The sequence below is a fragment of the Streptomyces sp. NBC_01198 genome, assembly GCF_036010485.1.
In the GTDB taxonomy this organism is placed as follows: domain Bacteria; phylum Actinomycetota; class Actinomycetes; order Streptomycetales; family Streptomycetaceae; genus Actinacidiphila.
The window spans coordinates 4,599,533-4,625,800 of record NZ_CP108568.1; the positions used below are offsets into that span (position 1 = coordinate 4,599,533).

19 protein-coding genes and 4 tRNA genes are annotated in these 26,268 nt (G+C 72.6%); 11 read left to right on the forward strand and 12 right to left on the reverse strand.

Going from position 1 to position 26,268, the window contains the following annotated elements:
• Window positions 1-30 precede the first annotated feature (30 nt).
• The 8 genes from OG702_RS20585 to purM all read left to right on the forward strand — a co-directional run bounded on the left by OG702_RS20585 (window position 31) and on the right by purM (window position 7,490).
• The gene (locus OG702_RS20585; protein WP_327290374.1) at window positions 31-663 is read left to right on the forward strand and encodes a Uma2 family endonuclease; all 633 of its coding nucleotides are present in this window, start codon (window positions 31-33) and stop codon (window positions 661-663) included.
• Between the two features lie 40 nt (window positions 664-703).
• Window positions 704-1,135 carry a GNAT family N-acetyltransferase gene (locus OG702_RS20590; RefSeq protein WP_327290375.1) on the forward strand — a complete coding sequence of 144 codons (432 nt, stop codon included), beginning with the start codon at window positions 704-706 and terminating at the stop codon, window positions 1,133-1,135.
• A gap of 51 nt (window positions 1,136-1,186) precedes the next feature.
• Window positions 1,187-1,693 carry a DinB family protein gene (locus tag OG702_RS20595; protein ID WP_327290376.1) on the forward strand — a complete coding sequence of 169 codons (507 nt, stop codon included), beginning with the start codon at window positions 1,187-1,189 and terminating at the stop codon, window positions 1,691-1,693.
• A gap of 114 nt (window positions 1,694-1,807) precedes the next feature.
• Entirely contained in the window at window positions 1,808-3,100 is a 1,293-nt protein-coding gene (locus OG702_RS20600; protein ID WP_327290377.1) for an MFS transporter, read from the forward strand.
• Window positions 3,101-3,218: 118 nt separating this feature from the next.
• On the forward strand, window positions 3,219-3,422 hold the full coding sequence (locus tag OG702_RS20605; RefSeq protein WP_327290378.1) for a DUF4177 domain-containing protein: 204 nt from the start codon (window positions 3,219-3,221) through the stop codon (window positions 3,420-3,422).
• Window positions 3,423-3,513: 91 nt separating this feature from the next.
• Entirely contained in the window at window positions 3,514-4,320 is an 807-nt protein-coding gene (locus OG702_RS20610; protein WP_327290379.1) for a maleylpyruvate isomerase family mycothiol-dependent enzyme, read from the forward strand.
• Window positions 4,321-4,859: 539 nt separating this feature from the next.
• Window positions 4,860-6,377: an amidophosphoribosyltransferase gene (gene purF, locus OG702_RS20615; protein ID WP_327290380.1), complete on the forward strand. Its 1,518-nt coding sequence runs from the start codon at window positions 4,860-4,862 to the stop codon at window positions 6,375-6,377.
• Between the two features lie 36 nt (window positions 6,378-6,413).
• Window positions 6,414-7,490, forward strand: a complete 1,077-nt coding sequence (purM, locus tag OG702_RS20620; RefSeq protein WP_327290381.1) for a phosphoribosylformylglycinamidine cyclo-ligase — start codon at window positions 6,414-6,416, stop codon at window positions 7,488-7,490.
• A gap of 156 nt (window positions 7,491-7,646) precedes the next feature.
• Here purM and OG702_RS20625 read toward each other — a convergent pair whose 3' ends face one another.
• Window positions 7,647-7,916, reverse strand: coding sequence for a DUF3073 domain-containing protein (locus OG702_RS20625; protein WP_327290382.1), 270 nt, complete (start codon window positions 7,914-7,916; stop codon window positions 7,647-7,649).
• 257 nt (window positions 7,917-8,173) lie between these two features.
• Window positions 8,174-9,292 (reverse strand): Leu/Phe/Val dehydrogenase, encoded by a 1,119-nt coding sequence (locus tag OG702_RS20630; protein ID WP_327290383.1) that lies wholly within the window; start codon window positions 9,290-9,292, stop codon window positions 8,174-8,176.
• A gap of 143 nt (window positions 9,293-9,435) precedes the next feature.
• Between OG702_RS20630 and OG702_RS20635 the strand changes: the two genes are divergently transcribed.
• Window positions 9,436-10,314, forward strand: a complete 879-nt coding sequence (locus OG702_RS20635; protein ID WP_327290384.1) for a hypothetical protein — start codon at window positions 9,436-9,438, stop codon at window positions 10,312-10,314.
• 419 nt (window positions 10,315-10,733) lie between these two features.
• The gene (gene bldC / locus OG702_RS20640) at window positions 10,734-10,940 is read left to right on the forward strand and encodes a developmental transcriptional regulator BldC (RefSeq protein ID WP_003949541.1); all 207 of its coding nucleotides are present in this window, start codon (window positions 10,734-10,736) and stop codon (window positions 10,938-10,940) included.
• 605 nt (window positions 10,941-11,545) lie between these two features.
• Here the strand turns inward: bldC and OG702_RS20645 are convergent.
• The 9 genes from OG702_RS20645 to OG702_RS20685 form a co-directional block, all read right to left on the reverse strand.
• A tRNA-Asp gene (locus OG702_RS20645) sits at window positions 11,546-11,620 on the reverse strand.
• An 80-nt stretch (window positions 11,621-11,700) separates the two neighbouring features.
• Entirely contained in the window at window positions 11,701-15,642 is a 3,942-nt protein-coding gene (hrpA, locus tag OG702_RS20650; RefSeq protein ID WP_327290385.1) for an ATP-dependent RNA helicase HrpA, read from the reverse strand.
• A gap of 158 nt (window positions 15,643-15,800) precedes the next feature.
• Window positions 15,801-15,874: transfer RNA gene (locus OG702_RS20655), tRNA-Phe, on the reverse strand.
• 4 nt (window positions 15,875-15,878) lie between these two features.
• Window positions 15,879-15,953 (reverse strand) — tRNA-Asp (locus OG702_RS20660).
• 249 nt (window positions 15,954-16,202) lie between these two features.
• The gene (locus OG702_RS20665; protein WP_327290386.1) at window positions 16,203-20,945 is read right to left on the reverse strand and encodes an nSTAND1 domain-containing NTPase; all 4,743 of its coding nucleotides are present in this window, start codon (window positions 20,943-20,945) and stop codon (window positions 16,203-16,205) included.
• Window positions 20,946-21,229: 284 nt separating this feature from the next.
• The gene (locus tag OG702_RS20670) at window positions 21,230-22,105 is read right to left on the reverse strand and encodes an LLM class flavin-dependent oxidoreductase (protein WP_327290387.1); all 876 of its coding nucleotides are present in this window, start codon (window positions 22,103-22,105) and stop codon (window positions 21,230-21,232) included.
• 90 nt (window positions 22,106-22,195) lie between these two features.
• Window positions 22,196-22,582, reverse strand: coding sequence for a toxin-antitoxin system, toxin component, PIN family protein (locus OG702_RS20675; RefSeq protein WP_327290388.1), 387 nt, complete (start codon window positions 22,580-22,582; stop codon window positions 22,196-22,198).
• Window positions 22,572-23,228 carry a DUF433 domain-containing protein gene (locus OG702_RS20680; RefSeq protein ID WP_327290389.1) on the reverse strand — a complete coding sequence of 219 codons (657 nt, stop codon included), beginning with the start codon at window positions 23,226-23,228 and terminating at the stop codon, window positions 22,572-22,574. Before OG702_RS20680 ends, OG702_RS20675 begins: the two co-directional genes overlap by 11 nt.
• 114 nt (window positions 23,229-23,342) lie before the next feature.
• A complete protein-coding gene (locus OG702_RS20685) occupies window positions 23,343-24,065 on the reverse strand; it encodes a TetR/AcrR family transcriptional regulator (RefSeq protein WP_327290390.1) in 723 nt (240 codons plus the stop codon).
• Between the two features lie 134 nt (window positions 24,066-24,199).
• On the opposite strand from OG702_RS20685, the gene OG702_RS20690 reads away from it, so the two are divergent.
• On the forward strand, window positions 24,200-25,708 hold the full coding sequence (locus tag OG702_RS20690; RefSeq protein ID WP_327290391.1) for an MFS transporter: 1,509 nt from the start codon (window positions 24,200-24,202) through the stop codon (window positions 25,706-25,708).
• Between the two features lie 260 nt (window positions 25,709-25,968).
• Here OG702_RS20690 and OG702_RS20695 read toward each other — a convergent pair.
• Window positions 25,969-26,044: transfer RNA gene (locus tag OG702_RS20695), tRNA-Glu, on the reverse strand.
• Window positions 26,045-26,268 lie beyond the last annotated feature (224 nt).

Genomic DNA, 26,268 nt, shown 5'->3' on the forward strand with positions numbered 1-26,268 from the left:
CATCGCGCTGGGATCGGCATGATGTCGATCATGACCAAGCGCACTGCGACCGGGGGCTACGGACTCCCGGACCGCCTTCCGGCTAACGTGGACGGCATGGACCCCGAGTCGTACGCCGCTCTGCGCCGCGTGGCCGAGGATCTGGCCGAGCTGCCGGGCCTCGGCAAGGTCGAGATCGCCGACGGCGAGGTCATCGTCATGACGGCCCCCGTCAACCGGCACGAGCTCGCGGTCCTGCGCCTGCGCCGTCAGCTCGACGCACAGGTGAGCAGGACGCATCCCGGCTACATCGCCCACGCCGGTGCCGACGTCGAGGACCCCGGCCTCGGGAAGCTCCGGTGCCCGGACATCATGGTCTTTCCCGAAGCCAGCCTGGAGAACACCGAGGCGGCCCTGCGGCCGGACGAGGTGCTGCTCGTCGTCGAGATCGTCTCCCGCTCCAACCCGCGGAACGACTACCGCGACAAGGTGGCGGACTACTCCGCCATGGGCATTCCGCACTACGTGATCGTCGACCCCCGCGACGGCACCGGCATCGTGCACTCGCTGCCCGGCTACCGGCAGCGGACGGCCTTCGTCTTCGGCGACACCGTCAGCGTCGGTCCGTGGAAGCTCGACACCGGTGGCCTGCTGACGTACGGGCCCCCGCGTGCGGCGGGATAAGCAGTGGTCCGGGGGTGGACGGGGCTGGTTGGGTGAAGGGATGAACGACAAGCTCCCTGACGGGTACGAGATATCCACCGACACCGCGCGGCTCGACGTCGCGCTGATCCACCAGTGGCTCTCGCAGGATGCGTACTGGGCCCTCGGGCGTACGCGCGAGAAGGTGGATGCGGCCATCGCGGGATCGCTCAACTTCGGCGTCTACGACAGCGCTTCGGGCGCACAGCTCGCATACGCGCGGGTCGTCACCGACAGGGCGACCTTCGGGTGGCTGTGCGACGTCTACGTGGCTCCCGCCGCGCGCGGCAAGGGCATCGGCACCGGGCTGACCGCCGCCGTGCGCGACCACCTGGCCCCGTACGGCCTGCGGCGGCTCATGCTGGCCACCGCCGACGCGCACGGGGTCTACGCGAAGATCGGCTTCGAGCCGATCGCCGAGCCGGACAAGTGGATGGCCCTCGGCGAGCAGTGACGCCGGTCACCAGCGGCGGGCGGCCCCCTCGGCGGCCGCCACAATGAGCCGGTGACCATCGAACGGCCCTGGCCGCCCTCCATCGCCGGCGAGCGCGAGACGCTGCGCGGCTTCCTCGACCACCACCGGGCGACGCTCGCCGCCAAGTGCGACGGCCTGACCGACGAGGACCTGCGCAGGCAGTCCGTGCCGCCGTCGACGCTGAGCCTGCTCGGCCTGCTGCGGCACATGGCGGAGGTCGAGCGCGCCTGGTTCCGCCGGGTCGTCGGCGGCGAGGACATCCCGCTCGTCTGGTCCGACGCCATGGACTTCCAGGTCGCCTACGACGCGTCCGGCGCCACCCGCGAGGAGGCCTTCCCGGCCTGGCAGGCCGAGATCGACCACGCCCGCCGCATCGAGGCCGCCGCCCCCGACCTGGACCTCGTCGTCCACAACTCCCGCGGCGGGGAGGACGTTTCGCTGCGTACGGTGATGATCCACGTGATCCTGGAGTACGGCCGCCACAACGGCCACGCGGATCTCCTCCGCGAGGCGATCGACGGCACGGTCGGGACGTAGCCGGGCTGGCACCGCGGACGCCGGAAGCCGGGGAGCGGAAGCTCCCACCCCCACATGCGAACGTTCCCCGGAATTCGTGGACATCAGTGCGTGCGCGGTGCAAGCATCGGAACGGTGGCTGTCAACGATCCAGAACGCAGACCCCTCCACCGGCAACGGGACTTCGCGCTGCTGTGGGGCGGGCAGACCGTCAGCGAGATCGGCTCGCAGATCTCCGTGCTCGCGCTGCCGCTGGTCGCCGTCGTCGTGCTCGGCGCCAGTGCCTTCCAGGTCGGACTGCTGTCGGCGGCGCAGACCAGCGCGTATCTCCTGGTGGCGCTGCCCGCAGGGGCCGTGGTGGACCGGGTCGCCAAACGGCGGTTGATGATCGGGTGCAACCTCGGGCTGCTCGCCGTCATCGGCTCGGTGCCGGTGGCACACGCGGCGGGGGCGCTGACGCTCGGACAGCTGTACGGGGTCGCGCTCGTGGCCGGCGTGCTGTCGGTCTTCTTCTCGGTCGCCTACCAGAGCTATCTCCCGACGCTGCTGGACCGCGAGCAGCTGATGGACGGCAACGGCAAGCTCGCCGCGTCGCAGTCCGCCGCCCAGATCGCCGGGCCGGGGGCAGGGGCGGGGCTGGTCACGCTGGTCGGCGCGGCCGCCGCGATGACCGCGGACGCGCTGTCCTTCGCGGTGTCGGCGGCCTCGCTGGCCGCGATACGCACCCGCGAGCCGGCCAGGCCGCCCGCCGCGGGGCCGCGGCCCACCCTGCGGGCGCAGATCGGCGCCGGGCTCGCGCACGTGCTGCGGGACCCGATCCTGCGCAACTCCGTGGCCTTCAACGGCACCGCCAACTTCTTCGTGATCATGGTCGAGACACTCGGCCCGGTCTTCCTGATCCGCACCCTGCACCTGCGTCCCGGCCTGGTCGGGCTGCTGCTCGCGCTGGGCGCGGTCGGCGGGGTCGCGGGCGGGGTGGCCGCCAAGTCGCTGGCCCGGCGGGTCGGTTCCGCCCGGATCAGCTGGGTCGCCATGACCCTGCTGTCGCTGCCCGGACTGCTGATCCCGCTGGCCGGGCACGGCTGGGCGGTGCTGCTGTTCGGCGCGGGCTGGATCTCCTGGACCTTCGCCTCCACCGTCACCGGGATCTCGCTGGTCAGCTACCGCCAGGCGACCTGCCCGCCGGAACTGCTCGGCCGGGTCAGCGCGGCGGCCCGCTGGATCAACTGGGGCACGCTGCCGCTGGGCGGGCTGGTCGGCGGGGCGCTCGCGACGACGCTCGGGGTGCGCGCGACGCTGTGGATCGCGGTGACCGGCGGCTGTTCCGCGGGCCTGTGGCTGTTCTTCTCGCCGCTGCGCCGCCTGCGCGACATCCCCCTCGGCCGCCCGGCGGGCGCCGGCCCGGCAGTGGCCGCCGGGGCGGCCTGACGCGGTGCGGCCGTCCGTGGTTGGCTGTCGCGAGGACGGGCGGGACGGTCGTGTCGACGGCTGCCCGCCCTCCCCTGACAACGGACAACGCACAACGAACCCGAGCGAGGACCAGAGCATGTACGAGTACAAGGTCGTCTCCTTCCGTGAATCGCTGATCGGTGACGCGCTCGACGGCGACAAGCTGGAGAAGACCCTCAACAAGCACGCGGACGACGGCTGGGCGCTGAAGTCCATCACCGCGGCCGACGTGAAGGGCCGGATAGGCCCCGGCGCCGTCGAGGGCCTGCTCCTCACCTTCGAGCGGCCCCGCCAGGCCTGACCGCCTCCCGGGACCACCCCGGGGCCACCCCGGGGCCACCCCGGGGCCGAGTGCCGCCGGCAGCCGCGCCGGCGGCGGTTAGGCTCGCGCCATGCCGCCTGCCAACCGCCGCCGCGCGCGGACCTACGACCCCGACCGCACCTGGGACGCGCTGATCGCGCAGGCGGGCCACCTGCGCGACGCCGTGAGGGAGTTGCCGGCCGAGGCGTTCGCCGGGCCGTCCGGGCTGCCCGGGTGGGACGTGCGGACGCTGGTCGCGCACGTGGCGCGGCAGGTCGATCTGCTCGGGGCGCTGCTGGCCGGCCCGCGGCCCGCGCCCGGCGCGAAGCTGACCGGGCTCGACGCGTGGACGCAGGAGACCGGGCCGATGGCCGCGAAGCTGGACGCCTCGACGCGCGAGGCCGAGCAGGCGATGGGGGACCCGGTGGCCGCGATGGAGGCGGCGGTGGACGGCCTCGGCGGGCTGCGCGAGGAGGCCCTGCGGTCCGGGAGGGCGCTCGCTGAACCCTTCGGCGGCATGCGGGCGCTGGACTTCACCGTGACGCGGCTGGTCGAACTGGTGGTGCACGGCGACGACCTGGCGCGGGCGACGGGCCACGCCGTGGCCTTCGACCGGCAGGCGCTGGCCGCGGTGGTCCGGCTGCTCGCCGACGCGCTCGCCGCGAAGGCGCCGGGCAACGCGGTCGAGGTACGGGTGCCGCCCTACGCGGCGGTGCAGTGCGTCGAGGGGCCGCGGCACACCCGTGGCACACCGCCGAACGTCGTGGAGACCGACCCGCTGACCTGGATCCGGCTCGCGACCGGGCGTACTGCCTGGTCCGAGGCGCTGGCGGCGGCCGCCGTCGCGGCCAGCGGGGAACGCGCGGACCTGGGCCCGTATCTGCCGGTCATGCGCTGACCGCCGCGTCACAGCGATCCGGCGGCGATCCTGCCGTGATCCGGCCGCGGTCCGGCCGCCGCGCATTTCCCGCCCGTGATGCCCCTGAATGCGCGGTAATGGCGTGACGGAATGATGCCGGTCGTCTCTCCCGCATATGCCCGGGCGATCTGCTCCCGAAAATTCACCCAGGAACTCACCCGGAATTCCGAATTCCGGCCACCCGGCCCGACCAGGGAAGGTGCCCGCCTGAACCCCGGGAGCGGCCGGCTGCCCGCCGCCCGGCGGCGATCATTTCCAGCCATTCCGCGACGCTTCCGCGCCGACCCCGGCGGGGATTGCCCGCCGGGCGACGACGTGTGCGTCCGCGGGCGGCACGGCGGCCCTATGATGCGGGGCGCAGTCGTCGGCCGGGTGCGAACCCCCTTACCGGCCGGCAAGCACGTACCTTGGGGGGCACGTCACACCCCCGTGTCCCCCAAGGCGCTACGCGCATAGAAGCGCTGATCATGCGGGTCCCTCGTTCGGCCGATCGGCGAACCTGCCCTAGACTCGGTGATGTGCCTCGTGGTGACGGACGACTCAGCCACGACCTGCTCCCCGGCGAGAAGGGCCCCCAGGACGCGTGTGGCGTCTTCGGTGTCTGGGCCCCCGGCGAAGAGGTCGCCAAACTCACCTATTTCGGGCTGTACGCCCTGCAGCACCGCGGACAGGAATCCGCGGGCATCGCAGTGAGCAACGGCTCCCAGATTCTGGTCTTCAAGGACATGGGCCTGGTCTCCCAGGTCTTCGACGAGACCTCGCTCGGCTCGCTGACCGGCCACATCGCCGTCGGCCACGCCCGCTACTCGACCACCGGCGCATCGGTGTGGGAGAACGCGCAGCCCACCTTCCGCGCCACCGCCCAGGGCTCCATCGCGCTCGGGCACAACGGCAACCTGGTCAACACGGCCGAACTGGCCGGGATGGTCGCCGACCTGCCGCAGACCCCGGGGCGTACCACCCGGGTGGCCGCGACCAACGACACCGATCTCATCACCGCCCTGCTCGCCGGGCAGACCGGCCCCGACGGCACCCCGCTGTCGGTCGAGCAGGCCGGACTGCAGGTGCTGCCGAAAATCAAGGGTGCTTTCAGCCTCGTCTACATGGACGAGCACACCCTCTACGCCGCCCGTGACCCGCAGGGCATCCGCCCGCTGGTACTCGGCCGGCTGGAGCGCGGCTGGGTCGTCGCGTCGGAGAGCGCCGCGCTGGACATCTGCGGCGCCAGCTTCGTCCGGGAGATCGAGCCCGGCGAAATGGTCGCGATCGACGAGCAGGGGCTGCGGACGTCCCGCTTCGCCGAGGCCCGCCCCAAGGGCTGCGTGTTCGAATACGTCTACCTGGCCAGGCCCGACACCGACATCGCGGGCCGCAACGTCTACCTCTCCCGGGTCGAGATGGGCCGCCGGCTGGCCAAGGAGGCGCCGGTCGACGCCGACCTGGTGATACCGACGCCGGAGTCCGGCACCCCGGCCGCGGTCGGCTACGCCGAGGCCAGCGGTATCCCGTACGGCTCGGGCCTGGTCAAGAACAGCTACGTCGGCCGGACCTTCATCCAGCCCTCGCAGACCATCAGGCAGCTCGGCATCCGGCTCAAGCTCAACCCGCTCAAGGAAGTCATCCGCGGCAAGCGCCTCGTGGTGGTGGACGACTCGATCGTCCGCGGCAACACCCAGCGCGCCCTGGTGCGGATGCTGCGCGAGGCGGGCGCGGCCGAGGTGCACGTACGGATCTCGTCGCCGCCGGTGAAATGGCCGTGCTTCTTCGGCATCGACTTCGCCACCCGGGCGGAACTCATCGCCAACGGCATGTCGGTCGAGGAGATCGGCACCTCGCTGGGCGCCGACTCGCTCGCGTACATCTCGCTCGACGCCATGGTCGAGGCGACCACCATCGCCAAGCCCAACCTGTGCCGGGCCTGCTTCGACGGCGAATACCCCATGGACCTGCCCGACCCGGAGCTGCTGGGCAAGCAGCTGCTCGAGGTCGAGCTGGCCGGAGGCGCGGACGCGGCCGACGCCCTGCGCAGGCCGTGAGCTTCCGACCTCTCACCCGACACGAAAGTGCCAGCAATGTCTGAGACAACCGGAACGACAGGTGCCAGCTACGCCGCCGCGGGCGTCGACATCGAGGCCGGCGACCACGCCGTGGCGCTGATGAAGGAGTGGGTGCGCAAGGCGACCCGCCCCGAGGTGGTCGGCGGCATCGGCGGCTTCGCGGGCCTCTTCGACGCCTCCGCGCTCAAGCGCTACGAGCAGCCGCTGCTGGCCTCCGCGACCGACGGCGTCGGCACCAAGGTGGACATCGCCCGCCGGATGGGCGTCTACGACACCATCGGCCACGACCTGGTCGGCATGGTCGTGGACGACCTGGTGGTGTGCGGGGCCGAGCCGCTGTTCATGACCGACTACATCTGTGTCGGCAAGCTGCACCCCGAGCGGGTCGCGGCCATCGTCAAGGGCATCGCCGAGGGCTGCGTGCTGGCCGGCTGCGCGCTGGTCGGCGGCGAGACCGCCGAGCACCCCGGGCTGCTGGGCCCCGACGACTTCGACGTCGCGGGCGCGGGCACCGGAGTGGTCGAGGCCGACGACCTGCTGGGCGCCGAGCGCGTCCGTATGGGTGACGCGGTGATCGCGATCGAGTCCTCCGGGCTTCACTCGAACGGGTACAGCCTGGTCCGCCATGTGCTCTTCGACCGGGCCGGCTGGGCGCTGGACCGGGAGGTCCCGGAGCTGGGCAGGACCCTCGGCGAGGAGCTGCTCGAACCGACCAGGATCTACTCGCTGGACTGCCTGTCGCTGACCCGCACCGCCGAGGTGCACGCCTTCTCGCACGTCACCGGCGGCGGGCTGGCCAACAACCTGGCCCGGGTACTGCCGGACGGCCTGCACGCCTCGGTCGACCGCTCCACCTGGACGCCTGCGCCGATCTTCGGCCTGGTCGGCGACGCGGGCCGGGTCGCGCGCGGCGAGCTGGAGAAGACGCTGAACATGGGCGTCGGCATGGTCGCGGTGGTGCCGCAGGAGTCGGTCGAGGTGGCCCTGGCCACGCTGGCCGACCGGGGCGTGGAGGCCTGGGTCGCGGGCGAGGTCACGGCACGCGAGAGCGGCGCGGCCACCGTGGAGCTCGTCGGTGACTACGCCGGCTGACCCGGTGACCGGCCAGGTGGCGGCCACGCCGGCGCACCCGGGGATCCCCCCGGTGGCCGGATTCGTCCGCCCGGCCGGCCGTGCTCGGGCACGACGAAACCCGGTCCGGGGCTGATCGCCCCCGGCCGGGTCAGCGTGTGCGGTCTCTTCGCTGCGTCAAGCGCGACGGCGCTGTGACGAGGACGAGGAGTCGGAGGACTGGTCGTCCTCGTCATCGTCGTCGTCGTTGTACAGCTCCGCGTACTGAGCGTACGGGTCGTCGTCGTCCAACTCGTCGTCATCGTCCTCGACAGGCTCCGGATTAACCGGCCTCGACGGCGATGCGCCCAGCTCGTCGGCCAGACGTGAGAGATCTGTACCGCCGCTGTTGTACTTCAGCTGGCGGGCGACCTTCGTCTGCTTGGCCTTGGCCCGGCCGCGCCCCATGGCTCGACCCCCTTAACGGCGGGGCTCAACGGCCCCGAGTCTTGACACGCGTTCATGATGCGGAGCGGTCTCTCCGGGGAGAGACCGGTCCGTAGGGCCTCAACGGTACCTGCTTCCGACGCCGCACGGTACGTCGCCCGCACGACGCGCGTCGGATCAGGGGTCGTTCACGACCCTGTCCTGCCTGGTCAGGCCCGATTTTACCTTCTTCTAGCGCGAACTTGCTATCGGGCCGTGCGTTCGGTCACGTGCGTCACTCAAGGACGCAGCCATTGCGCTGCCGCGGTGCGCTCCGCCATCCGCTGCTCGGCGAGCCGGTCGGCGGCGACCGCGGGGGGCACACCGTCGGCCTTCGCACGGTCGAAAATGGCCAGTGTCGTGTCGTAGATCTTCGTCGCCTTGGCCTTGGCCCGGTCGAAATCGAAACCGTGCAGTTCGTCCGCGACCTGGATCACACCGCCGGCGTTCACGACGTAGTCGGGCGCGTAGAGGATGCCGCGGTCGGCGAGGTCCTTCTCGACCCCGGGGTGGGCGAGCTGGTTGTTGGCCGCGCCGCACACCACCGTCGCGGTCAGCGCGGCCACCGTCGCGTCGTCCAGGGCGTGGCCGAGCGCGCAGGGGGCGTAGACGTCGAGCGGGGTGCGCACCAGCACGTCGGCGTCGACGACCGCGCCGACCTGCGGGTGGCGTGCGGTGATCGCGTCCACCGCGTCGGCCCGCACGTCGGTGACCACGACCTCGGCCCCGTCGTCGAGCAGGTGCTGCACCAGGTGCTTGCCGACCTTGCCGACGCCGGCCACGCCGACCCGGCGGCCGCGCAGCGACGGCTCGCCCCACTGGACGCGGGCGGCGGCGCGCATGCCCTGGAAGACGCCGAAGGCGGTGAGCACGGAGGAGTCGCCCGCGCCGCCGTTCTCGGGGGAGCGGCCGGTGGTCCAGCGGTTCTCGCGGGCGACGACGTCCATGTCGGCGACGTAGGTGCCGACGTCGCACGCGGTCACGTAGCGGCCGCCGAGCGAGGCGACGAAGCGGCCGTAGGCCAGCAGCAGCTGCTCGGTCTTGTCCAGGTCGGGGTCGCCGATGATGACGGCCTTGCCGCCGCCGTGGTCGAGGCCGGCCAGCGCGTTCTTGTACGACATGCCGCGGGCGAGGTTCAGCGCGTCCTCGACGGCCGCGTCGTCCGAGGCGTAGGGGAAGAAACGGGTACCGCCCAGGGCGGGGCCCAGGGCGGTGGAGTGGAGCGCGATCACGGCCTTCAGCCCTGACGTGCGGTCCTGGCAGAGGACGACCTGCTCGTGTCCGCCCTGCTCCGATCGGAACAGCGTGGCGACGACACTCTCGGTCTGTCGTACGTCGGTCACGGTGGTGACTCCCATAGTCCAGTGGTCCCTAGTGCTTTCGGGTTGTCGCGCCCCCCGTGCGGGTGGCGGAGGGGTTGATGGGCACAGCGTAGGCCCTGCGGGCCCGCCCGGGTGGCCGGGATCACGTCCGGTCGGCGTGGTCGCGTGGGACGATCGTGATGTCGGCACGGTGGCGCGAGGGAGCGGGCGTGGGCGGTTCACCGGTAGTGGTCCCCTACGCGGCGTACTTGCGGGTGTACGAGCCGCTGGCGGCCTTTCCCGAGCCCGAACGCAGCCATTGGTACCGCTATGCCGCGGCCGGCTCCGAGCGGACCGCACAGGACGAACTGCGGCAGTCGCTGGCCGGCCTGGTCCCGGTGCCGCCGATCGCCGTCCCCGTGCACGAGAGCGCGGACGCCTTCGTCGCCGTGGTGGGCGGGGTGACCCACGTCTGCCCGTGGCGCACCCGGCTGCGCGGCTGGCTGGCGCTGGAGCAGGCCGGCGCGCTGGTGCCCGAGTCGGTGCTCGACGCGATGCTGCCGCCGGTCGTACGGCTGCAGGCCGCCGCCGACCACGACTCGTGGCGTGAACGCAACCCCGACGCGCGGCCCTGGATCCGTACCGCCACCTGGCACGTGCCGGTGCGCTGGTTCGTGCTGGTCGGCGACGACGAGCGGGAGTACGAGCCGGCGGGCGCCGGCGAGTCCAAGGAGCCGCTGCTGCGCTACCGCACCCCCATGGTGCAGGCCAGGCGCCGGGTGGCCCGGGGCCTGCGGGTGCTCAAGGACGCGCTGGACGACGGCGGCCCGCTGATCGACGGGCTGATCGACGTCGGCCGCTGGCTGGAGGAGTTCCACCCGCGCTCGCTGGTGGAGCTGGACTACGGCGGCCTGGTCCATGTGATGGGCCCCGAGCAGCTGGTCGACGACCGCTCGGCGGCCGACGTCGCCGAGGGCCTGGCCGCGCTGCGGGCCGGCGACTCGGGCGCGGCCGGGGTGGCGTACGAACGCCTGACCGAGCGGTGGCGGGCGGTACGGGAACGCCAGTTCTCCAGCTGAGCCGCCCCCTGGGGGCGGGGGGTGTTTCCGGATCTTTGGCCCAAGGGTGACGGAGAGCACGTACCCGGAGTCTTGCCTGCATCACCATGTGTCATGCCAAAATGGGACAACGGGTCCGCCTCGGGCGCGCCTCGAAGGTGGGGATGTTGCAGATGATCGTCCTGTGACTGATCGTCACGCTCGTGTGACTGTCCGTTATGACACGGTCCATCGGCTTCCGTCGAGCTTGAACACCTGAGAGGGCAAATCCATCGGTTTGGCCGACGCGGCTGGACGGATGGTGTAGTTGTAGTGCCGAGGACAAGCCGTTCGTCCTATTACCGACTCGGCCCGCGTCTGCCATTTCGGGCAACGTGGGTCAAGGTGCAGAATTTAGAGGAAAGAACCGCGTTGGTTCGGTTCTCTCAAGGAGGCCGCTCATGACCGCTCGCACCCCTGATGCCGAGCCGTTGCTAACCCCTGCCGAGGTCGCGACCATGTTCCGCGTCGACCCCAAGACGGTCACGCGCTGGGCCAAGGCAGGCAAGCTCACGTCCATCCGCACGCTGGGCGGCCACCGCCGCTACCGCGAAGCGGAGGTCCGCGCACTGCTCGCGGGTATTCCGCAGCAGCGCAGCGAGGCCTGACAGCTCTTCGGGGCGCCGTCCCCCTTAACGGCGCCCGGCCGAACGGCTCACCTGCCCCCATCAGGGACGGCCCGAGGCTCGTGCACCACCGGATCCACCGGATCCACCCGCAGTACCCCGCACCACCTCGTACCACCCCGCACCACCTGTACCACCCGGATCCCGCCGGATCCGCGCGTAACAGCACCTCCAGCATTGCAGCGTCACCGGGATCGCATCGGACTCCGCCGGGTCCGATGCGGTCCTTTTTCGTGCCTTGGGTGTACGTCCCGGACGGGGTGCCATTGCACATATTAAATCGACAGCCCTCCGGAGGGCGTCGGGTTCCGCGATTCCGAATCGACTTTACGTGACTCCCGTCACATGCAGGGGGGTTGTGGATCTTGTGTGCGGTGCGGTAGTGAACTCCCGCGCCAGGAGGGGGCACACGCACCGCCCGGGGCACGCGTGGGTACCGCGGGTACGCGTACGCCGGCGGAAGGGGGGCACGGGCCCGGCCCCTGAGGGCGTCCGGACATGCGAACGGCCCGTGTCCGGGGGGACGACGGGCCGGGACATGCGAACGGCCCGTGTCCAGGGGGACGACGGGCCGGGCTCATGTTGTGCGGTCCTGACGGGATTTGAACCCGCGGCCTCCACCTTGACAGGGTGGCGAGCACTCCAAACTGCTCCACAGGACCTTGCTGCGAGACAGACTGTACAGCAGGTCAGGGGGTGCGGTCGAACTCGATCGCGAGGGGGCCGGCGGCGGGCGGGCCGGTCAGCTCCATGCCTCGTCCAGGGCCTTGAAGACGCGTTTGTCGGAGACCGGGAACGCCGTGCCCAGCGCGTGGGCGAAGTAGCTGACCCGCAGCTCCTCGATCATCCAGCGGATGTCCCGCACCGCGGCCGGCACGGGGCGCCCTGCGGGCTGCGAGGCCAGCAGCTGCGCGTACTCCGTCTGGATCTCGCGGACCTTCTCCATCCGGGTGGCGTCGCGCTGCGCCCCCGTCGGCATCTGCTGGAGGCGGCGGTCGGCGGCGACCAGGTAGCGCATCAGGTCGGGCAGGCGCTTGAGGCCCGCCTCCGTCACGAAACCGGGGTGCACGAGCCCCGCCAGCTGCTCCTTGACGTCCTGGAGGTTGGCCACCAGCACCAGCGACTTCGTGTCCTTCAGCCGCCGCTCGCAGGAGTGCCAGGCGGCCAGCACCTGCTGGACCCGCTGGACGCTGCGGCCGGTCAGCTCGACCAGGTCAGCCCGCACCGCGTCGTAGAGCTTGCGGTACGCCTCTTCGTCCCACGCGGGACCGCCGTGCTCGGCGATCAGCCGGTCGGCCGCCGCGGTGGCGCAGTCCTCGAACAGCGCCTGCACGCTGCCGTGCGGATTCCTGGACAGGGCCAGCTTCTGCTGGTTGGACAGCTGGTCGGCGACGAATTTGGCCGGATTCACCGGCACGTTGAGCAGGATCAGCCGGCGCGTGCCGCGCCACATCGCCGCGGCCTGCTCCGGCTCGGTGTCGAAGAGCCGCACCGACACCGAGGTGCCGTCGTCGACCAGTGCCGGATACGCCTTGACCGGCTGCCCGGCCCGCCGGGTCTCGAACGTGCGGGGCAGCGTGCCGATCGTCCAGTCCTTCAGGCCGGTGCGCTGCTCGACCGACGCCAGCGCCGGGTCGGAGGCGCGCTCGAAGGCCTTCGTGATGGCCTCCCGCGTCCTCGGCTTGAGCCGCAGCTTCAGCGCGTCCAGGTCCTTGTCCTCGGCGATCGTGCGGCGCCGGTCGTCGGTCACCCGGAAGGTGACCTTGAGGTGGTCGGGCACCTTCGCCAGGTCGAAGTCCTCCGCGGTGACCGGCACCCCGACCATCCGTTGCAACTCCCGCGCCAGCACCCAGGGCAGCGGGTCGGGGCCGGCCACCGCCCGGTCCAGGAACGCCTTCGCGTAGTTCGGCGCCGGCACGTAGTGCCGCCGGATCGGCTTGGGCAGCGAGCGGATCAGCTCGGTGACGACCTGCTCGCGCAGGCCCGGGATCTGCCAGTCGAAGCCGTCGGGCACCGCCTGGTTGAGCACCTGGAGCGGGATGTGCACGGTCACGCCGTCCGCGTCCGTGCCCGGCTCGAACTGGTAGGTGACGCGGAACTTCAGCGCGCCCTGCCGCCAGGAGTCGGGGTAGTCGGCCTTGGTGACCGCCTCGGCGCCCTCGTTGATCAGCATGGCGTGCTCGAAGTTGAGCAACTCCGGTTCCTCGCGCCGCTTGTGCTTCCACCAGGAGTCGAAGTGGGCGCCGGACACGACGTGTTCCGGCAGCTTGCGGTCGTAGAAGTCGTAGAGCGTCTCGTCGTCGACCAGGATGTCCCGCCGCCTGGCGCGGTGTTCCAGCTCCTCGACCTCGCCGAGCAGCTTGCGGTTGTCGTGGAAGAACTGGTGGTGGGTGCGCCAGTCGCCCTCGACCAGGGCGTTGCGGATGAACAGCTCGCGGGAGACCTCGGGGTCGATCCGCCCGTAGTTGACCTTGCGCTGGGCGATCAGCGGGACGCCGTAGAGGGTCACCTTCTCGAACGCCATCACCGCCGCCTGGTCCTTCTCCCAGTGCGGCTCGCTGTAGGTGCGCTTGATCAGGTGCTGGGCCAGCGGCTCGACCCACTCCGGCTCGATCCGCGCGTTGACCCGCGCCCACAGCCGGGAGGTCTCCACCAGCTCGGCCGACATGATCCAGCGCGGCGGCTTCTTGAACAGCGCCGAGCCCGGGAAGACCGCGAATTTGGCGCTGCGGGCGCCCAGATACTCGTTCTTGTCGGTGTCCTTGAGCCCCAGGTGGGACAGCAGCCCGGCCAGCAGCGACTGGTGGACCCGCACCGGGTCGATCGCGTCCTCCGCGGACTTCGGCTCGGTCACCTCGATGCCGAGCGACTTCGCGACCGAGCGCAACTGGCTGTAGATGTCCTGCCATTCGCGGATGCGCAGGTAGTTCAGGAACTCGCCCCGGCACATGCGGCGGAAGGCCGAGGACGACAACTCCTTCTGCCGGCCCCTGACATACGTCCACAGGTGCAGGAAGGACAGGAAGTCGCTGCTCTCGTCCCGGAAGCGGGCGTGTTGCTGGTCGGCCTGCTGCTGCTTGTCCGACGGCCTCTCGCGCGGGTCCTGGATCGACAGCGCCGCCGCGATCACCATCACCTCGCGCGCGCAGCCGTTGCGCTCCGCCTCAAGCACCATCCGGGCCAGCCGCGGGTCGACCGGGAGCTGGGCGAGCTTGCGGCCGGTCTGCGTCAGCCGCCTGCGCGGGTCCTTCTGCTGGGGCTCCAGCGCGCCCAGCTCCTCCAGGAGTTGGACGCCGTCCTTGATGTTGCGGCTGTCCGGCGGGTCGATGAAGGGGAAGCGCGCGATGTCGCCGAGCCCCGCCGCGGTCATCTGCAGGATCACCGACGCCAGGTTCGTCCGCAGGATCTCCGCGTCGGTGAACTCCGGCCGGGACAGGAAGTCGTCCTCGTCGTAGAGCCGGATGCAGATGCCGTCCGACGTACGCCCGCAGCGCCCCTTGCGCTGGTTCGCGCTGGCCTGGCTGATCGGCTCGATCGGCAGCCGCTGCACCTTCGTGCGGTGGCTGTAGCGGGAGATCCGGGCGGTGCCCGGGTCGATGACGTAGCGGATGCCGGGGACGGTGAGCGAGGTCTCCGCCACGTTCGTCGCCAGCACGATCCGGCGGCCGGTGTGCTGCTGGAAGACCCGGTGCTGCTCGGCCGACGACAGCCGGGCGTACAGCGGCAGCACTTCGGTGTGCCTGAGGTTCTTCTTGACCAGCGCGTCGGCGGTGTCGCGGATCTCCCGTTCGCCGGAGAGGAAGACCAGGATGTCGCCGGGGCCCGCCGCCTGCAGCTCGTCCACGGCGTCGCCGATGGCGGTGATCTGGTCCCGGTCGGTGTCCTCGGCGCCCTCTTCGAGCAGCGGCCGGTAGCGGACCTCCACCGGATACGTGCGCCCGCTCACCTCCACGACCGGCGCGTCCCCGAAGTGCCGCGAGAAGCGCTGCGGATCGATCGTCGCCGAGGTGATGATCACCTTCAGGTCAGGGCGGCGGGGCAGCAGCTGGGCCAGATAGCCGAGGATGAAGTCGATGTTGAGGCTACGCTCGTGCGCCTCGTCGATGATGATCGTGTCGTACGCGCGCAGTTCGCGGTCGGTCTGGATCTCCGCGAGCATGATGCCGTCGGTCATCAGCTTCACCAGCGTGGAGTCCCCGACCTGGTCGGTGAACCGCACCTTCCAGCCGACCGCCTCGCCCAGCGGCGTACACAGCTCCTCCGCGACGCGCTCGGCGACCGTACGGGCCGCGATCCTGCGCGGCTGCGTGTGCCCGATCAGGCCGCGCACCCCGCGGCCGAGCTCCAGGCAGATCTTCGGGATCTGCGTCGTCTTGCCCGAGCCGGTCTCGCCGGCCACGATCACCACCTGGTGGTCGCGCACCGCCGCCAGGATGTCGTCCTTCTTCTGGCTGACCGGCAGCGCTTCCGGATACGTGATCCGCGGCACGGCCGCCCTGCGGGCCGCTATGCGCTGCTCGCCCCTGCCGATCTCGGCGTCGATCTCCGCGAGCACCGCGGCGCGGGCCTCCGGCTTCTTGATGCGCCGGGCACCGTCGAGCCGCCGCCCGAGCCGCTGCTCGTCGCGCAGGGAGAGGGCGGGGAGGCGTTGGGCCAGTTCAGCCGTGGTCGCGTAAGTAGACATACGCGACCCATGCTCGCACTTGTCCGGCACGCCCGGCGACCCGGTTTCCCGGGGGTGCCTGCGGGCGCCGCCGAAGCGCGGCCCGCTGCGGCACCGGGACGCGGGAGACACGGAAAACGGCGTAGGCCCCGTCCGGGGACGGGGCCTACGCCGTGCGGTGGCTGGGGCCGGGGTCGAACCGGCGACCTACCGCTTTTCAGGCGGTCGCTCGTACCAACTGAGCTACCCAGCCGCAGCGGTCCTGACGGGATTTGAACCCGCGGCCTCCACCTTGACAGGGTGGCGAGCACTCCAAACTGCTCCACAGGACCTTGCTGTACTGCCTCTACTGCTCACTGCTTTTACTGCGTACTGCTTCGTGCGGGACAAGTCTGACACATGCTGTGCCATGCTCACGCACTGGTTTTTGCGACGCTCCCGGGGCTTGCCCTCCGTGACCGGATGAGCACTGCCTGACAGGCCGTTGTCGCTGGATCAGCGTATCAGACCCCGGGAGCCCTCCCTGGCGGCGCTCGTCGCGCTTGTCGCGCCGGTACCGCCAGGCGGCGGCAGGCGCGAGGTCAGGGACAGGCGCGTCCCGGCGCCCCCGGGGGTACGTACGCGGCGCGCTCCTCCGCCGTCAGGTCGCGGCCGACCTGGCGGCACAGCCCGGCGGCGGACGCGGCGGGGTCCTCGCGCACCCGCCAGACCGTGAGGGTGTCGCCGGCCGCGGCGACGAGCGCGCCGCCGTCGGGACTGAACGCCAGCCCGCCGGGCCCGAGGTCGGCGTCGAGCGTCGTCATCGCGGCGTACGGCTGGCCGGTCGCCGTGTCCCACAGGCGGACGACGCCGTCGGCGGTACGGGACGCCACCGAGCGGCCGTCCGGGCTGAACGCCAGGGCGGGAGCCGGGAGGGTCATGGTCGGGTGGTTGGTCGGTGTCGAGCGGAAGTCGCCGCGCACCAGGAGCCGCTGCCTGCCGGTGGCGGCGTCCAGCAGGGAGACGCCGTAGGAGTCGCCGACCGCCAGGACGTCCTCGGCAGCGGAGAAGCGCACCGACACCGCCCCGGAGACCGGGGGTTCCGGCACCGTGCGGAAGCGGCCGGTCGCGACGTCGGCCAGCACCGTCTTCCCGTCGGCCACCACGGCGACCGCCTTCCCGGACGGGGCGAGTGCGAGGGCGGGGAGCGGGGCGGTGGACACGGGCACCCTGAGCAACCGCCGGCCGGTGCGGACGTCCCACACCTCCACGTCGAGGGGGTGGAGCACCGCGACCCGGCCGCCGTCCGCGTCCAGCACGAGACCGTCGACCGCCCGGCCCGCGCCGGGCAGCGTACGCAGCAGGCGCCCGCCGGCGGCGTCGCGTACGTCCACGCTGCCGTCCTCGCCGGCCAGCGCGACGGTCCGGCCGTCGCGGGACAGCGCGCTGCCGGGCAGGTAGCCGCCCCCGGGCGCCATCGCGGTCCTGCCGAGCGGGCGGATCGCGCGGCCCGCCACCGCCCAGCTGCTGACGGCGCCGTCGGAGCCGAGCGTGGTGACGCTCCTGCCGCCGGCGGCGAAGGCCACGTCCTGCACGCTGAGCCGGTCGTCGCGCAGGCCCGCCTGCGCGCGTCCGAGAGTGGTGGACCACATGCGCACCGAACCGTCGTCGCAGGCGACGGCGAGGGAGCGCCCGTCCGGGCTGAACCGCAGTGCCGCCACGGCCGACTGCGGCCCGCGCAAGGTGCCGCGGCGCAGGCCGGGCCCCGCACTCCACAGCTGGACCTCCCCGTTCGCCGTCCCGGCCGCGACGGTCACCCCGTCCGGGCTGAACGCCAGCTGCCGAACGGGTCCTTCGTCGGCCGTGACGCGGTAGGAGCTGCGGCCCGAGGCGAGGTCCACCAGCCGCGCCTCGCCGTCGGCGTGGACGACACCCGCGAGCGTCCTGTTGGCGGAGAAGGCGACGTCGACGACCGCGCTGACGTTCGCGTCCGGCTCCGTGGGCAGGTGCTGCCGGCCGGTGCGCAGGTCGTCGGTCTGCAGGCGCCCGTCGGCCAGGCCGAGCGCGAGCAGCCCGCCGTCGTCGGTGAAGGTGAGCGTCTCGACCGCGCTCGGGGCCGCGGGAAAACGCCTGAGGACGCGGCCGGTGGCCAGGTCGCCCACCACGACGGCGTTGTCACGGGACACGGCGTAGCGCCCCGCGGCGGGGGCCAGCGCCGTCAGCGTGAAGGAGCCGTCCGTGCCGGTCGGGGTGACGTGGTGCGGGGAGGTGGCGGGCCCCCCGGTCCAGCGCAGGATCCCGCCGGAGTCGTCGGCGCCCACGACATCCCCGCCGGGGGTGAAGGCGGCCCCGGTGAATATGGAGACGTCGGGCCTGCCGTCCGACGGACGGATGGCCGTGCGGCTGCCCTCGGCAGGCTCCGAGACGCCCGCGCCGGCGCTCCACGTGACCACCCCGCCCTGGCCGGCCACCGCCAGCCGCTGACCGTCAGGGCTGAACGCCAGGGCGGCCGGTGTCACGCCACGGGCGTCCACCCGCTGGTAGGAGGGCTGTTCACGGGCCGCGGTCAGCGCGTCCTGTGCCTGCCGGGTGGGGTCCGTCCGGTACGCGAGCACCGCGAGGAGCGAGGCCAGGTCCGGGTCGGAGCCGGCCGCAGCGACGGACTCGCGGGCCAGCAGCTGCGACTGGGCCTGCCGCCGCTGGTCCTCCAGCGCCCCGCGCTGCCGCAGCAGCAGCCCCCACGCCCCGACGGCCGCCACCAGCAGGAGCGCGAGCACCGACGCCAGCACGCGGCTGCGCCGCAGCGACGCCTGCTGCTTGCGGCGGCTGTCGGTCACGAAGGCCGCCACCGGCGCGGGCAGCGGCCTGCGGGCACCCCAGTCCAGGCCGTCCGCCAGGTCGGAACCGTGCAGCAGGTTCCCCTCGCCGCCGTCGCGCCGCCACAGCCGCAGCCGTTCCTGCGCGCGCTGCAGCCAGCCCGCGAAGGCGGTGTCGGCCTCGGCCCACGCCTGGAGCTCCGGCCACTCGCGGATCACCGCGTCGTGGATGAGCTCGGCGACCGTCCCCTCCGGCGGGGGGCCGGGGCGGCGGGCGAAGGTCGTCACGATCCGCGAGCCGGTGAGCGCGCGCAGCGCCCCCGTCGCGGCGGTACGGTCCCGCTCCGGCTCCCGGCCGCCGCCGCTCCCCGGTGCCGCCGACGCCAGCTCCAGCAGGGTGTCGAGGTCCACCTGCTGCCGGGTCGCGGGCACGCCGCGCTCCGGGTCCGCGGGCCTGACCAGCGCGGTGAGCAGCCGGCGGGCGGGCTCCCGCTGGTCACCCGGCAGGGCCTCGACCGTGGCGTTCCCCCAGCGGGCGATCGTCCCGGACAGGGTGCCGAGCGACTCGTACGCCGCATGCGTCATGACGCCGTCCCGGTGCCGGTCGGCGAGGTCCCGCAACGCCACCTGCAACGGCGCGAGCAAGGTCGCTCGCGCTCGCGGTTCCGCGGTGCGGGGCGTGCCGGCCGGCCCGGCCGGACCGGCCCCGAGGACGTCGGCGACGATGCGGTCCACCAGCCGGTCCTCGAAGACCAGCCCCGCGCGGGGCGCGGGCGCCGCCACGATCTCCCGCAGGTCGGCCGGGCCGACGGTGGCGGGAAGGTTCAGCAGGTTCTGCGCGGCCGCCTCCAGCAACTCGCCCGCCTGCGCGGCAAGATGCGCGTAGAAGTCGTCCCGCACGACCACGACGACGGTGACCGGCACGTCAGCCCGGGCGAGCGCGGCAAGCTCCCTGACGAGCCCGACGCCGGGGGGCGCGCCGGGGGTGGGGCTTTCGGGTGCCGCGTCGGAATGGTGAGCGGTGCGGTCGGGTGGTGTGCGGGGGTGGTGGGGTGAGTCTGCCGCCGCGGGTGGTGGTGCGGGGGGTGCGTCCGCATGGGGAGAGGTGCTGTCGGGTGGTGTGCGGAGGCGGTGCAGTGCGTCTGCCGCCGCAGGTGGCTCTGGGGCGGGGGGCGCGCCGGGTGCCGTGCCGGGGCTGAGGGGGTTCGGCGGTGCCTCTTCCGCAGGAGGGTGCCTGACAGGGGCGCGGGGAACTGCGCGCGCGACCCACCACCGGCCGGGGGTCCGGAGCGAACCGAACCACCCCTTCGGGTCGGTGACGACCCGCGCGCCCGGCGGGGGTTGGGAGCGCGATGCGGCTCCCGGAGCCTCGTCCGGCGGTGTCCCCAGCGGGCCGGGGCCGCAGCCGGCGAGCGTCTCGCCCGCGGGGGCGGTGGTGGCCGCGGCCTCCCTGGTGAAGACCTCTTCGAACTGGTCGACCACGAGCAGCAGTCGGGCGTCGCGGCCGGCCCGAGCCAGGTGCCAGCCGGCGGCTGCGACGAGGCCGCCGGCGCCGCTCGCGCCGGCGGGTTCGGCGGCCGCGGCAGCGAGGACGCCGTCGGAGGGGCGGTCCGCGAGCAGCGGAACCCAGCGCTCGGTCCCGCGCGCGGACAGCGCGGGCAGCGCGGGCAGCACCCCCGCCCTGAGCAGCGAGGACTTGCCCGACCCCGACGGGCCGAGAAGTACGAGGACGCGCGGACGCCGGTCCAGCGCCGCCAGCACGGCGCCGACGGCGTCGTCGCGGCCATGGAACCGTTCCGCGTCCTCGGCGGAGAACGCGGCCAGCCCCCGGTAAGGGTTCACCGGTTCGGGCCCGACGCCCGGGAGGGCGGCCCGCAGCCGTGCCACCGGAGTGGCGTAGGCGACGTTCTGGCCGCGTGCGTAACCGTCGGGTGCGGTGATCGACGTGACCATGCCGACCACGAGGCCGCTCGTCCGGTCCACCACGGGCGCTCCGCTGAAGCCGCGCGTGACGTCGTTGGCGTTCCGTAACTGCAGCAACGGGCGCGCCCCGGCAGCCGAGTTCAGCGTGTCCCCGACCGTCGCGTAGCCGAAGTGGCCGTCCGCGAAGGTCTGTTCGGGGAAGCCGAACGACGACACCGGGCTGCCCGGCGTGATGCGTCGCCCCAACCGCAGCGGCCGCACGCCAGGCGGCGGCGTATCGCAGCGGACAGCGGCGATGTCCTCGCCGGTCGACCACGCCTCGGCCACCACGAGCCCGCCGACCTCGGGGGCACCCGGCGCCTGCGGGAAGGCCAGCCGTACCCGGCCGCCGGGCCGCGCGCCCGCGGCGGTCAGCACGTGCGCGCAGGTGACGACCAGGCCGTCCGCCACCAGGAAGCCCGCCCCGCACACCGCTCCGCCGGCCGCGGCGATCCGCGCGACCCCGCGCGGGAAGTCCCCGGGCGACGGCGGGCCGCCGGCCGCCGGCAGGTCGTCCCCGGACAACGGCAGGGCCCCCGCCGGCACGTCGTCCTCGGCTGGTCTCACGCGGTGATCAGCCGGCGTCTGCGGCAGCCGCCTGCGGAAGGCGCGCGGCCTCGCCGCGTACGGCCCCGGCGCCCTGCGCGTCCGCCGCCACTACGGTCCCGCCGCCGTCCGGCGGAACCGGCATCAGCTCCATGAGCCCCCCAACCCCCCTGGCAGGGACCGGCCTTCCCCCGGCCCGGCCCGCCACCACGATAGTGCGGCGGCCCGGGCGCCATCCGGAGAACGCCAGGTCCCGTCCGGCCGCGAGAGGCCGCCGACTCACCGGCAGCGCGTGGCCACCGGCCTCAGCCAGCCGCCAGCACACCGAGCACAGCTTCGAGTTGCCGTGCGGGCTCCGGCCCGTAGATCCGCAGCACGACCGTGTCCACCCCGGCCGCCTCCAGTTCGCGGACGCGCTCGGCGGCGTCCGCGGCCGTACCGGAGACGGTGAAGACCTCCTCCGGCGGGCGGCCGAGCCAGGCGGCCTGGCCCTCGACGGCGGGACGCAGGGACCGTGCCACCTGCTCGGCGTCGTCGCCGACAGCGCAGTACGCATACACAGTCAAGCTGTGGTCGGCGGTACCGCCGCCCTTGCGGATGAGGGACAGGGCGTTCGCCACGTCGGCCGCCCCGTGGCCCTCGGCGAGCAGCGTCCCGTCGGCGACCCGCCCGGACAGTTCCAGCGAGCGGGGCCGCACCACGCCCGAGACGACGGGCGGCGGTTCGACGGCGGGGTGCACCAACTGGACGCCGTCCAGCCGCACTTCCCGACCCCGCAGCTCGACCTTCTCCCCGCGCAGCAGGGCCCGCACCGAGGTGACGGTCTCCTCGAGCAGCGCGAGCGGCGAACGTGCCGCCACACCGACCGCTTCCATCCACTCCGGCACGCCGTGCCCGATGCCCGCCACCAGCCGCCCGGGGAACACCCGAGCCAGCGTGGCCAGTTCCATCGCCAGCAGGGCCGGACTGCGCAACGGCGCGGGCGCGATCCCGATCCCCACCCGCAACCGCTCCGTCGCCCCGAGCGCCACGGCGGCCGCGGAGATCCCCCCGTTCCACCCCAGGTCCTCGACGACCCACAGATCGTCCACCCCGAGCGCCTCGACCTCCCGCGCGAACCCGGGCAACCCCGCCGGCACCCAGTCGCGGTCGTACATCACGCCGATCCGTAGCTTCGTCATGCCCCGGAACCTACGTCCCCCTCAGCCACCCGATCAACGCCCCGCCCCGACGCAGCCCTCTGCCCAACCGCAGCAGTAGCGGTATGGCTCTCAGGGCCAGGTGCGCTCGATTCCGTCCGCACCGACGGCGTATGCGGCCGGGCCGCCCTTGTCGACCGCCCGGAGGATGGCGTCACGGCACAGGTGAAGGCGTTCGACCATCTCAATGCTGCGCAATTGCTGGTTGTTCAGGTAGAAGAGCACGGCTGAGCGGTCGAACACCGGCTGGATCTCCAGGTCGCGGGTCTTGATCCGCCCGTCCTTGGACAGCGGGACCCAGCCCTGGTCCAGGCCGTGCGCTATCCAGTCCTGGTCGGATATGTCCTGGGCGTCGGACGGGAAGACGTCGCCGATGCGGTGGACCGCCCAGCCGAGCGCGCGCAGTTCGTCCGCGACCTTGCGCCCCAGATTCCGGTCGAGGAAGAACTCATGCGGCAAGGCGCACCACAGCCCGGCACAACTCGTCCACCTGGTCCGGCTCCATGTCGTACTCGTAGGCGATGTCCTCGACCGATTCGCCGGCCTCCCAGAGGTCGATCACGGCCTTCACCGGAACCCGGTTGGCCGACACCACGGGCAGGCCGTGGCCGAACCGGGGATCGATGACGACGGGGACCGCCTCGCCGTACTGCCGGAGTTGGAGACTGGAGGGGAAGTCGTCACCGGCGTCCCAGGACAGGTACCGCAGGTACTGGTCGACCACCTCGCGGATGGGAGCCTGCCCGTCCCTCGCCCGGCGCAGGTCACCGAGTCCGTGCTCGACGAAGATGTCGACCCCGTCGGTGGCGATCCGCCGCGACACCAGGCCGTAGGGGGTGTCGAAGGCGTCCCTGACCGCTTCGGCCGCCTCCCGGATCTGCCGCATGCGCAGGCCCTCGGTCCGTAGCGACCGCAGTACGTAGGCCTCGGCCACCGCGACGAACGGTACCGACGGCTGCCCGCTGCGCACCGGTTCGACCTGGTGGACGAGCGGGGCGCCGGCGGCTCTGCCGGTCAGCCAGTCGGACAGCGTGGAGTGCGGGATCTGCAGATACGAGGACGTCTCCTTGGGAGTGAGGAGCCCGTCGCTGAACCTGTTGATCATGTCTGCCTCCTCCCGTTCTAGCTGACCCGGTGATCCTTTCACAGGCGGCCGGACGGCCGGGTGAAGTCCGCGGTGCGAGCGCCTCACCGGTGCCGGCGCGCGTCGGCCCGCAGGCTAGGGGGTGGGGAGGCGGAACGAGAGGCCGTCGAGGACGACGTCGAGGCCGTAGGTGAATTTGGCGTCGCGCAGGGCGACCGGGTCCGGGACGTCGGTGGCGTAGGCGACGGCCAGGTGGTCGTGGTCGGCGGCGGCGCGCTGGGCGGCGGGCATCAGGCTCGCGGTGAAGTCGGCCTCGGTGCTGCCGGATCGGGCGACCGTGGTGAGCCAGGCGGCCTCGGTCGTGCTCATGCCGATGACGTAGGAGAGCAGCGCGTCGATCGCGCGGCTCGGCTCGGGGAAGCCCGCCGCCGCGAAGAGTGCGGCGAGGCGTTCTGAGAAGGACATCAGGTTGGGGCCGAGGTAGGCCAGGCCCGCCTGGCCGAGGACCGAGGCGAGCCAGGGGTGGCGCAGGGCCGTCGCGCGGAAGGAGCCGGCCGCCTCGGTCGCGGCGGAGCGCCAGTTCGAGCCGTCGCCGGCCGCCGGGACGGCGATCTCGCCGAAGACCTCGTCGACCGCGACTTCCATGAGCTCGTCCTTGGTGGCGACATGGCGGTAGAGGGAGGTCGCGCCCGCGTTCAGCCGGGCGCCGAGCTTGCGCATGCTGAGCGCCTCGATGCCGTCGGTGTCGAGCATCGCGATGGCCTCGCGGACGATCGCGTCCCGGCTGAGCGCGGGCTGGTCGGATTCCGGCTGCTTGCGGGTCCACACGGACGGTGCCGGCTGGGTCCTTGCGGCCATGGCGCGCTCCTCACCTGCTCTGCGTACGGCGTTCGCGTCCAGCGTACAGGGAACGCCCCTTGCGTACGCTGTTCCGTCGTGCGTACAGTGTGCGCACCGAAGGAACAGTGTGCGCAGACCGAAAAGGACACCTCATGACCACGACAGCAACTCGCGACCCCCGCCGGTGGTGGATCCTCGTCGTCCTGTGCCTGAGCTCGCTGGTCCTGGTGATCGACAGCATGGCGCTGACCGTCGCGGTGCCCGACATGACCGCCGGCATCGGCGCGAGCGCCCAGGACACCCAGTGGATCCTCGACTCCTACATCCTGGTCTTCGCCGGCCTCCTGCTGACCTCGGGCAGCCTCGGCGACCGCTTCGGCCGCCGGAAGGTCATGCTGATCGGCCTGCTGCTGTTCGGCGCGGCCTCGCTGGCCGCCGTCTTCTGCACCACGCCGGGCCAAGTCATCGGCGTGCGGGTCGCGATGGGCGTCGGCGGAGCGCTGATCATGCCCTCGACGCTGTCGATCCTCATCACCGTCTTCGACGAGCGCGAGCGCAACAAGGCGATGGCGGCCTGGAGTTCGGTGTCGATGCTCGGACTGGTCGGCAGCCCGGTGCTCGGTGGTGTGCTGATCGACCACTTCTCCTGGCACGCCATCTTCCTGGTCAACGTGCCGGTCGTCGCGCTGGCGATCGTCGCCGGCATCACCCTCATGCCGGAGTCCAAGGCGCCCTGGCAGAAGCCCGATCCGCTCGGCGCGCTGCTCTCGGCAGCCGGAATGACCGCGCTGGTCTGGTGGATCATCGAGATCCCGCAGCAGGGCGCCTTCGGCGGCCGCTCCACCCTCACGGTCGCCGTCGCGGTCCTCGCCCTCGCCGGGTTCGTGGTCTGGGAGAACGTCACCGATGCGCCGATGGTGCCGCTGGTCCTGTTCAAGCACCGCAACTTCAGCGGCGGTTCGCTCTCCCTCGCCCTGGTCCAGATCGGCAACGGCGGGCTGCTGCTGGTCCTCACGCAGTACCTGCAGTTCGTGCTCGGCTACTCGCCGGTCAAGGCCGGCCTCGCCTTCGTGCCGCTCGCCGTCGCCGCGCTCGGCGCCAACATCGTCGGTGCGCAGGCCGCCGCGAAGGTCGGCAACCGCCCGCTGGTGCTGGCCGGCATGGTCGCGATGGCCGGCTCCTTCGCCCTGCTGGCCACCGTGACGACCGGTACCGGCTTCGCCGTCCCCGCCGCCGCGCTCGGCCTGCTCGGGGTGGGCGCGGGGCTGGCGATGCCGGCCGCGGTCGGTGCGCTGATGAACACCATCCCGGCCGACAAGGCAGGCGTCGGCTCCGCCCTCAACGACACCGTCCAGCAGGCCGGTACGGCCCTGGGCATCGCCATCCTCGGCTCGCTGCTGACCAGCGGCTACACCCGCCACATGCCGGCCGCCGCCCCTGACGAGGCCCGGCACTCCATCGCGGGCGCCCTGGCCGCCGCGCACGGCGACACCGGCCTGATCCGTACCGCACGGGAGGCGTTCACCACCTCGATGTCCACGACGTTCACCGTCAGCGCGATCGGCGTGCTGGCCGCCTCCGCGGTGGCCGCGGTGCTGATGCGGGACACGAAGCCGTCCGCCGACCCGGCCACGGCGGAGGCGCCGCAGCTGGTCGCCTGAGCCCGCGCTCGTACGGCTACGTGACGGGTCCGGCGCCCCCTCCGAAGGGGTGCAGGACCCGTCACACACGCGTACGAAGACCGGCCCGGCGCCGAGGAGTCGGCGCGTGGCGCGGTTGATGAGCGAGGCCGGCGCGTGGGCGCCGGCTGAGCACCCGGCCGGGGAAGTCCGCGACGGTCCGGCCCCGTGGGCTGGCCGTACGTGAGAGTGGTCGCGCCCGCAGGGACGGGGCAGCGCGCGGCGCCAGGCGCAGGAATCGGTGGTGCCCCCAACGGGATTCGAACCCGTGCTACCGCCTTGAAAGGGCGGCGTCCTGGGCCACTAGACGATGAGGGCTAATCGGCCAGCCGTCAGCGCCTTGCGACGCAGTTCGGGGACGTGAGGAGCATAGAGGATCCGCGGGGGCTAATCCAAACGCGTTCGGCCCGAGGCGTTCCGGCCGGGCGGACCCGGCCGCACGCGGGTTCGAGGCGGCGCGGGCCGGGGACGGGTCCGGCGCTGCGCCCGGGGCGGCGGCTCCGGCGCGCGGGGCGTCCCAAGGGGTCCGCGGACGGCGCGGG

Coding starts and splice junctions, on each gene's coding strand:
- OG702_RS20670 (WP_327290387.1), bottom strand. CDS start 22,105: ATGACGAAGCTACGGATCGGCGTGATGTACGACCGCGACTGGGTGCCG.
- OG702_RS20590 (WP_327290375.1), top strand. CDS start 704: ATGAACGACAAGCTCCCTGACGGGTACGAGATATCCACCGACACCGCG.
- OG702_RS20610 (WP_327290379.1), top strand. CDS start 3,514: ATGCCGCCTGCCAACCGCCGCCGCGCGCGGACCTACGACCCCGACCGC.
- OG702_RS20605 (WP_327290378.1), top strand. CDS start 3,219: ATGTACGAGTACAAGGTCGTCTCCTTCCGTGAATCGCTGATCGGTGAC.
- purM (WP_327290381.1), top strand. CDS start 6,414: ATGTCTGAGACAACCGGAACGACAGGTGCCAGCTACGCCGCCGCGGGC.
- OG702_RS20635 (WP_327290384.1), top strand. CDS start 9,436: ATGTCGGCACGGTGGCGCGAGGGAGCGGGCGTGGGCGGTTCACCGGTA.
- OG702_RS20625 (WP_327290382.1), bottom strand. CDS start 7,916: ATGGGGCGCGGCCGGGCCAAGGCCAAGCAGACGAAGGTCGCCCGCCAG.
- OG702_RS20690 (WP_327290391.1), top strand. CDS start 24,200: ATGACCACGACAGCAACTCGCGACCCCCGCCGGTGGTGGATCCTCGTC.
- hrpA (WP_327290385.1), bottom strand. CDS start 15,642: ATGTCTACTTACGCGACCACGGCTGAACTGGCCCAACGCCTCCCCGCC.
- bldC (WP_003949541.1), top strand. CDS start 10,734: ATGACCGCTCGCACCCCTGATGCCGAGCCGTTGCTAACCCCTGCCGAG.
- OG702_RS20585 (WP_327290374.1), top strand. CDS start 31: ATGACCAAGCGCACTGCGACCGGGGGCTACGGACTCCCGGACCGCCTT.
- OG702_RS20680 (WP_327290389.1), bottom strand. CDS start 23,228: ATGATCAACAGGTTCAGCGACGGGCTCCTCACTCCCAAGGAGACGTCC.
- OG702_RS20630 (WP_327290383.1), bottom strand. CDS start 9,292: ATGGGAGTCACCACCGTGACCGACGTACGACAGACCGAGAGTGTCGTC.
- OG702_RS20685 (WP_327290390.1), bottom strand. CDS start 24,065: ATGGCCGCAAGGACCCAGCCGGCACCGTCCGTGTGGACCCGCAAGCAG.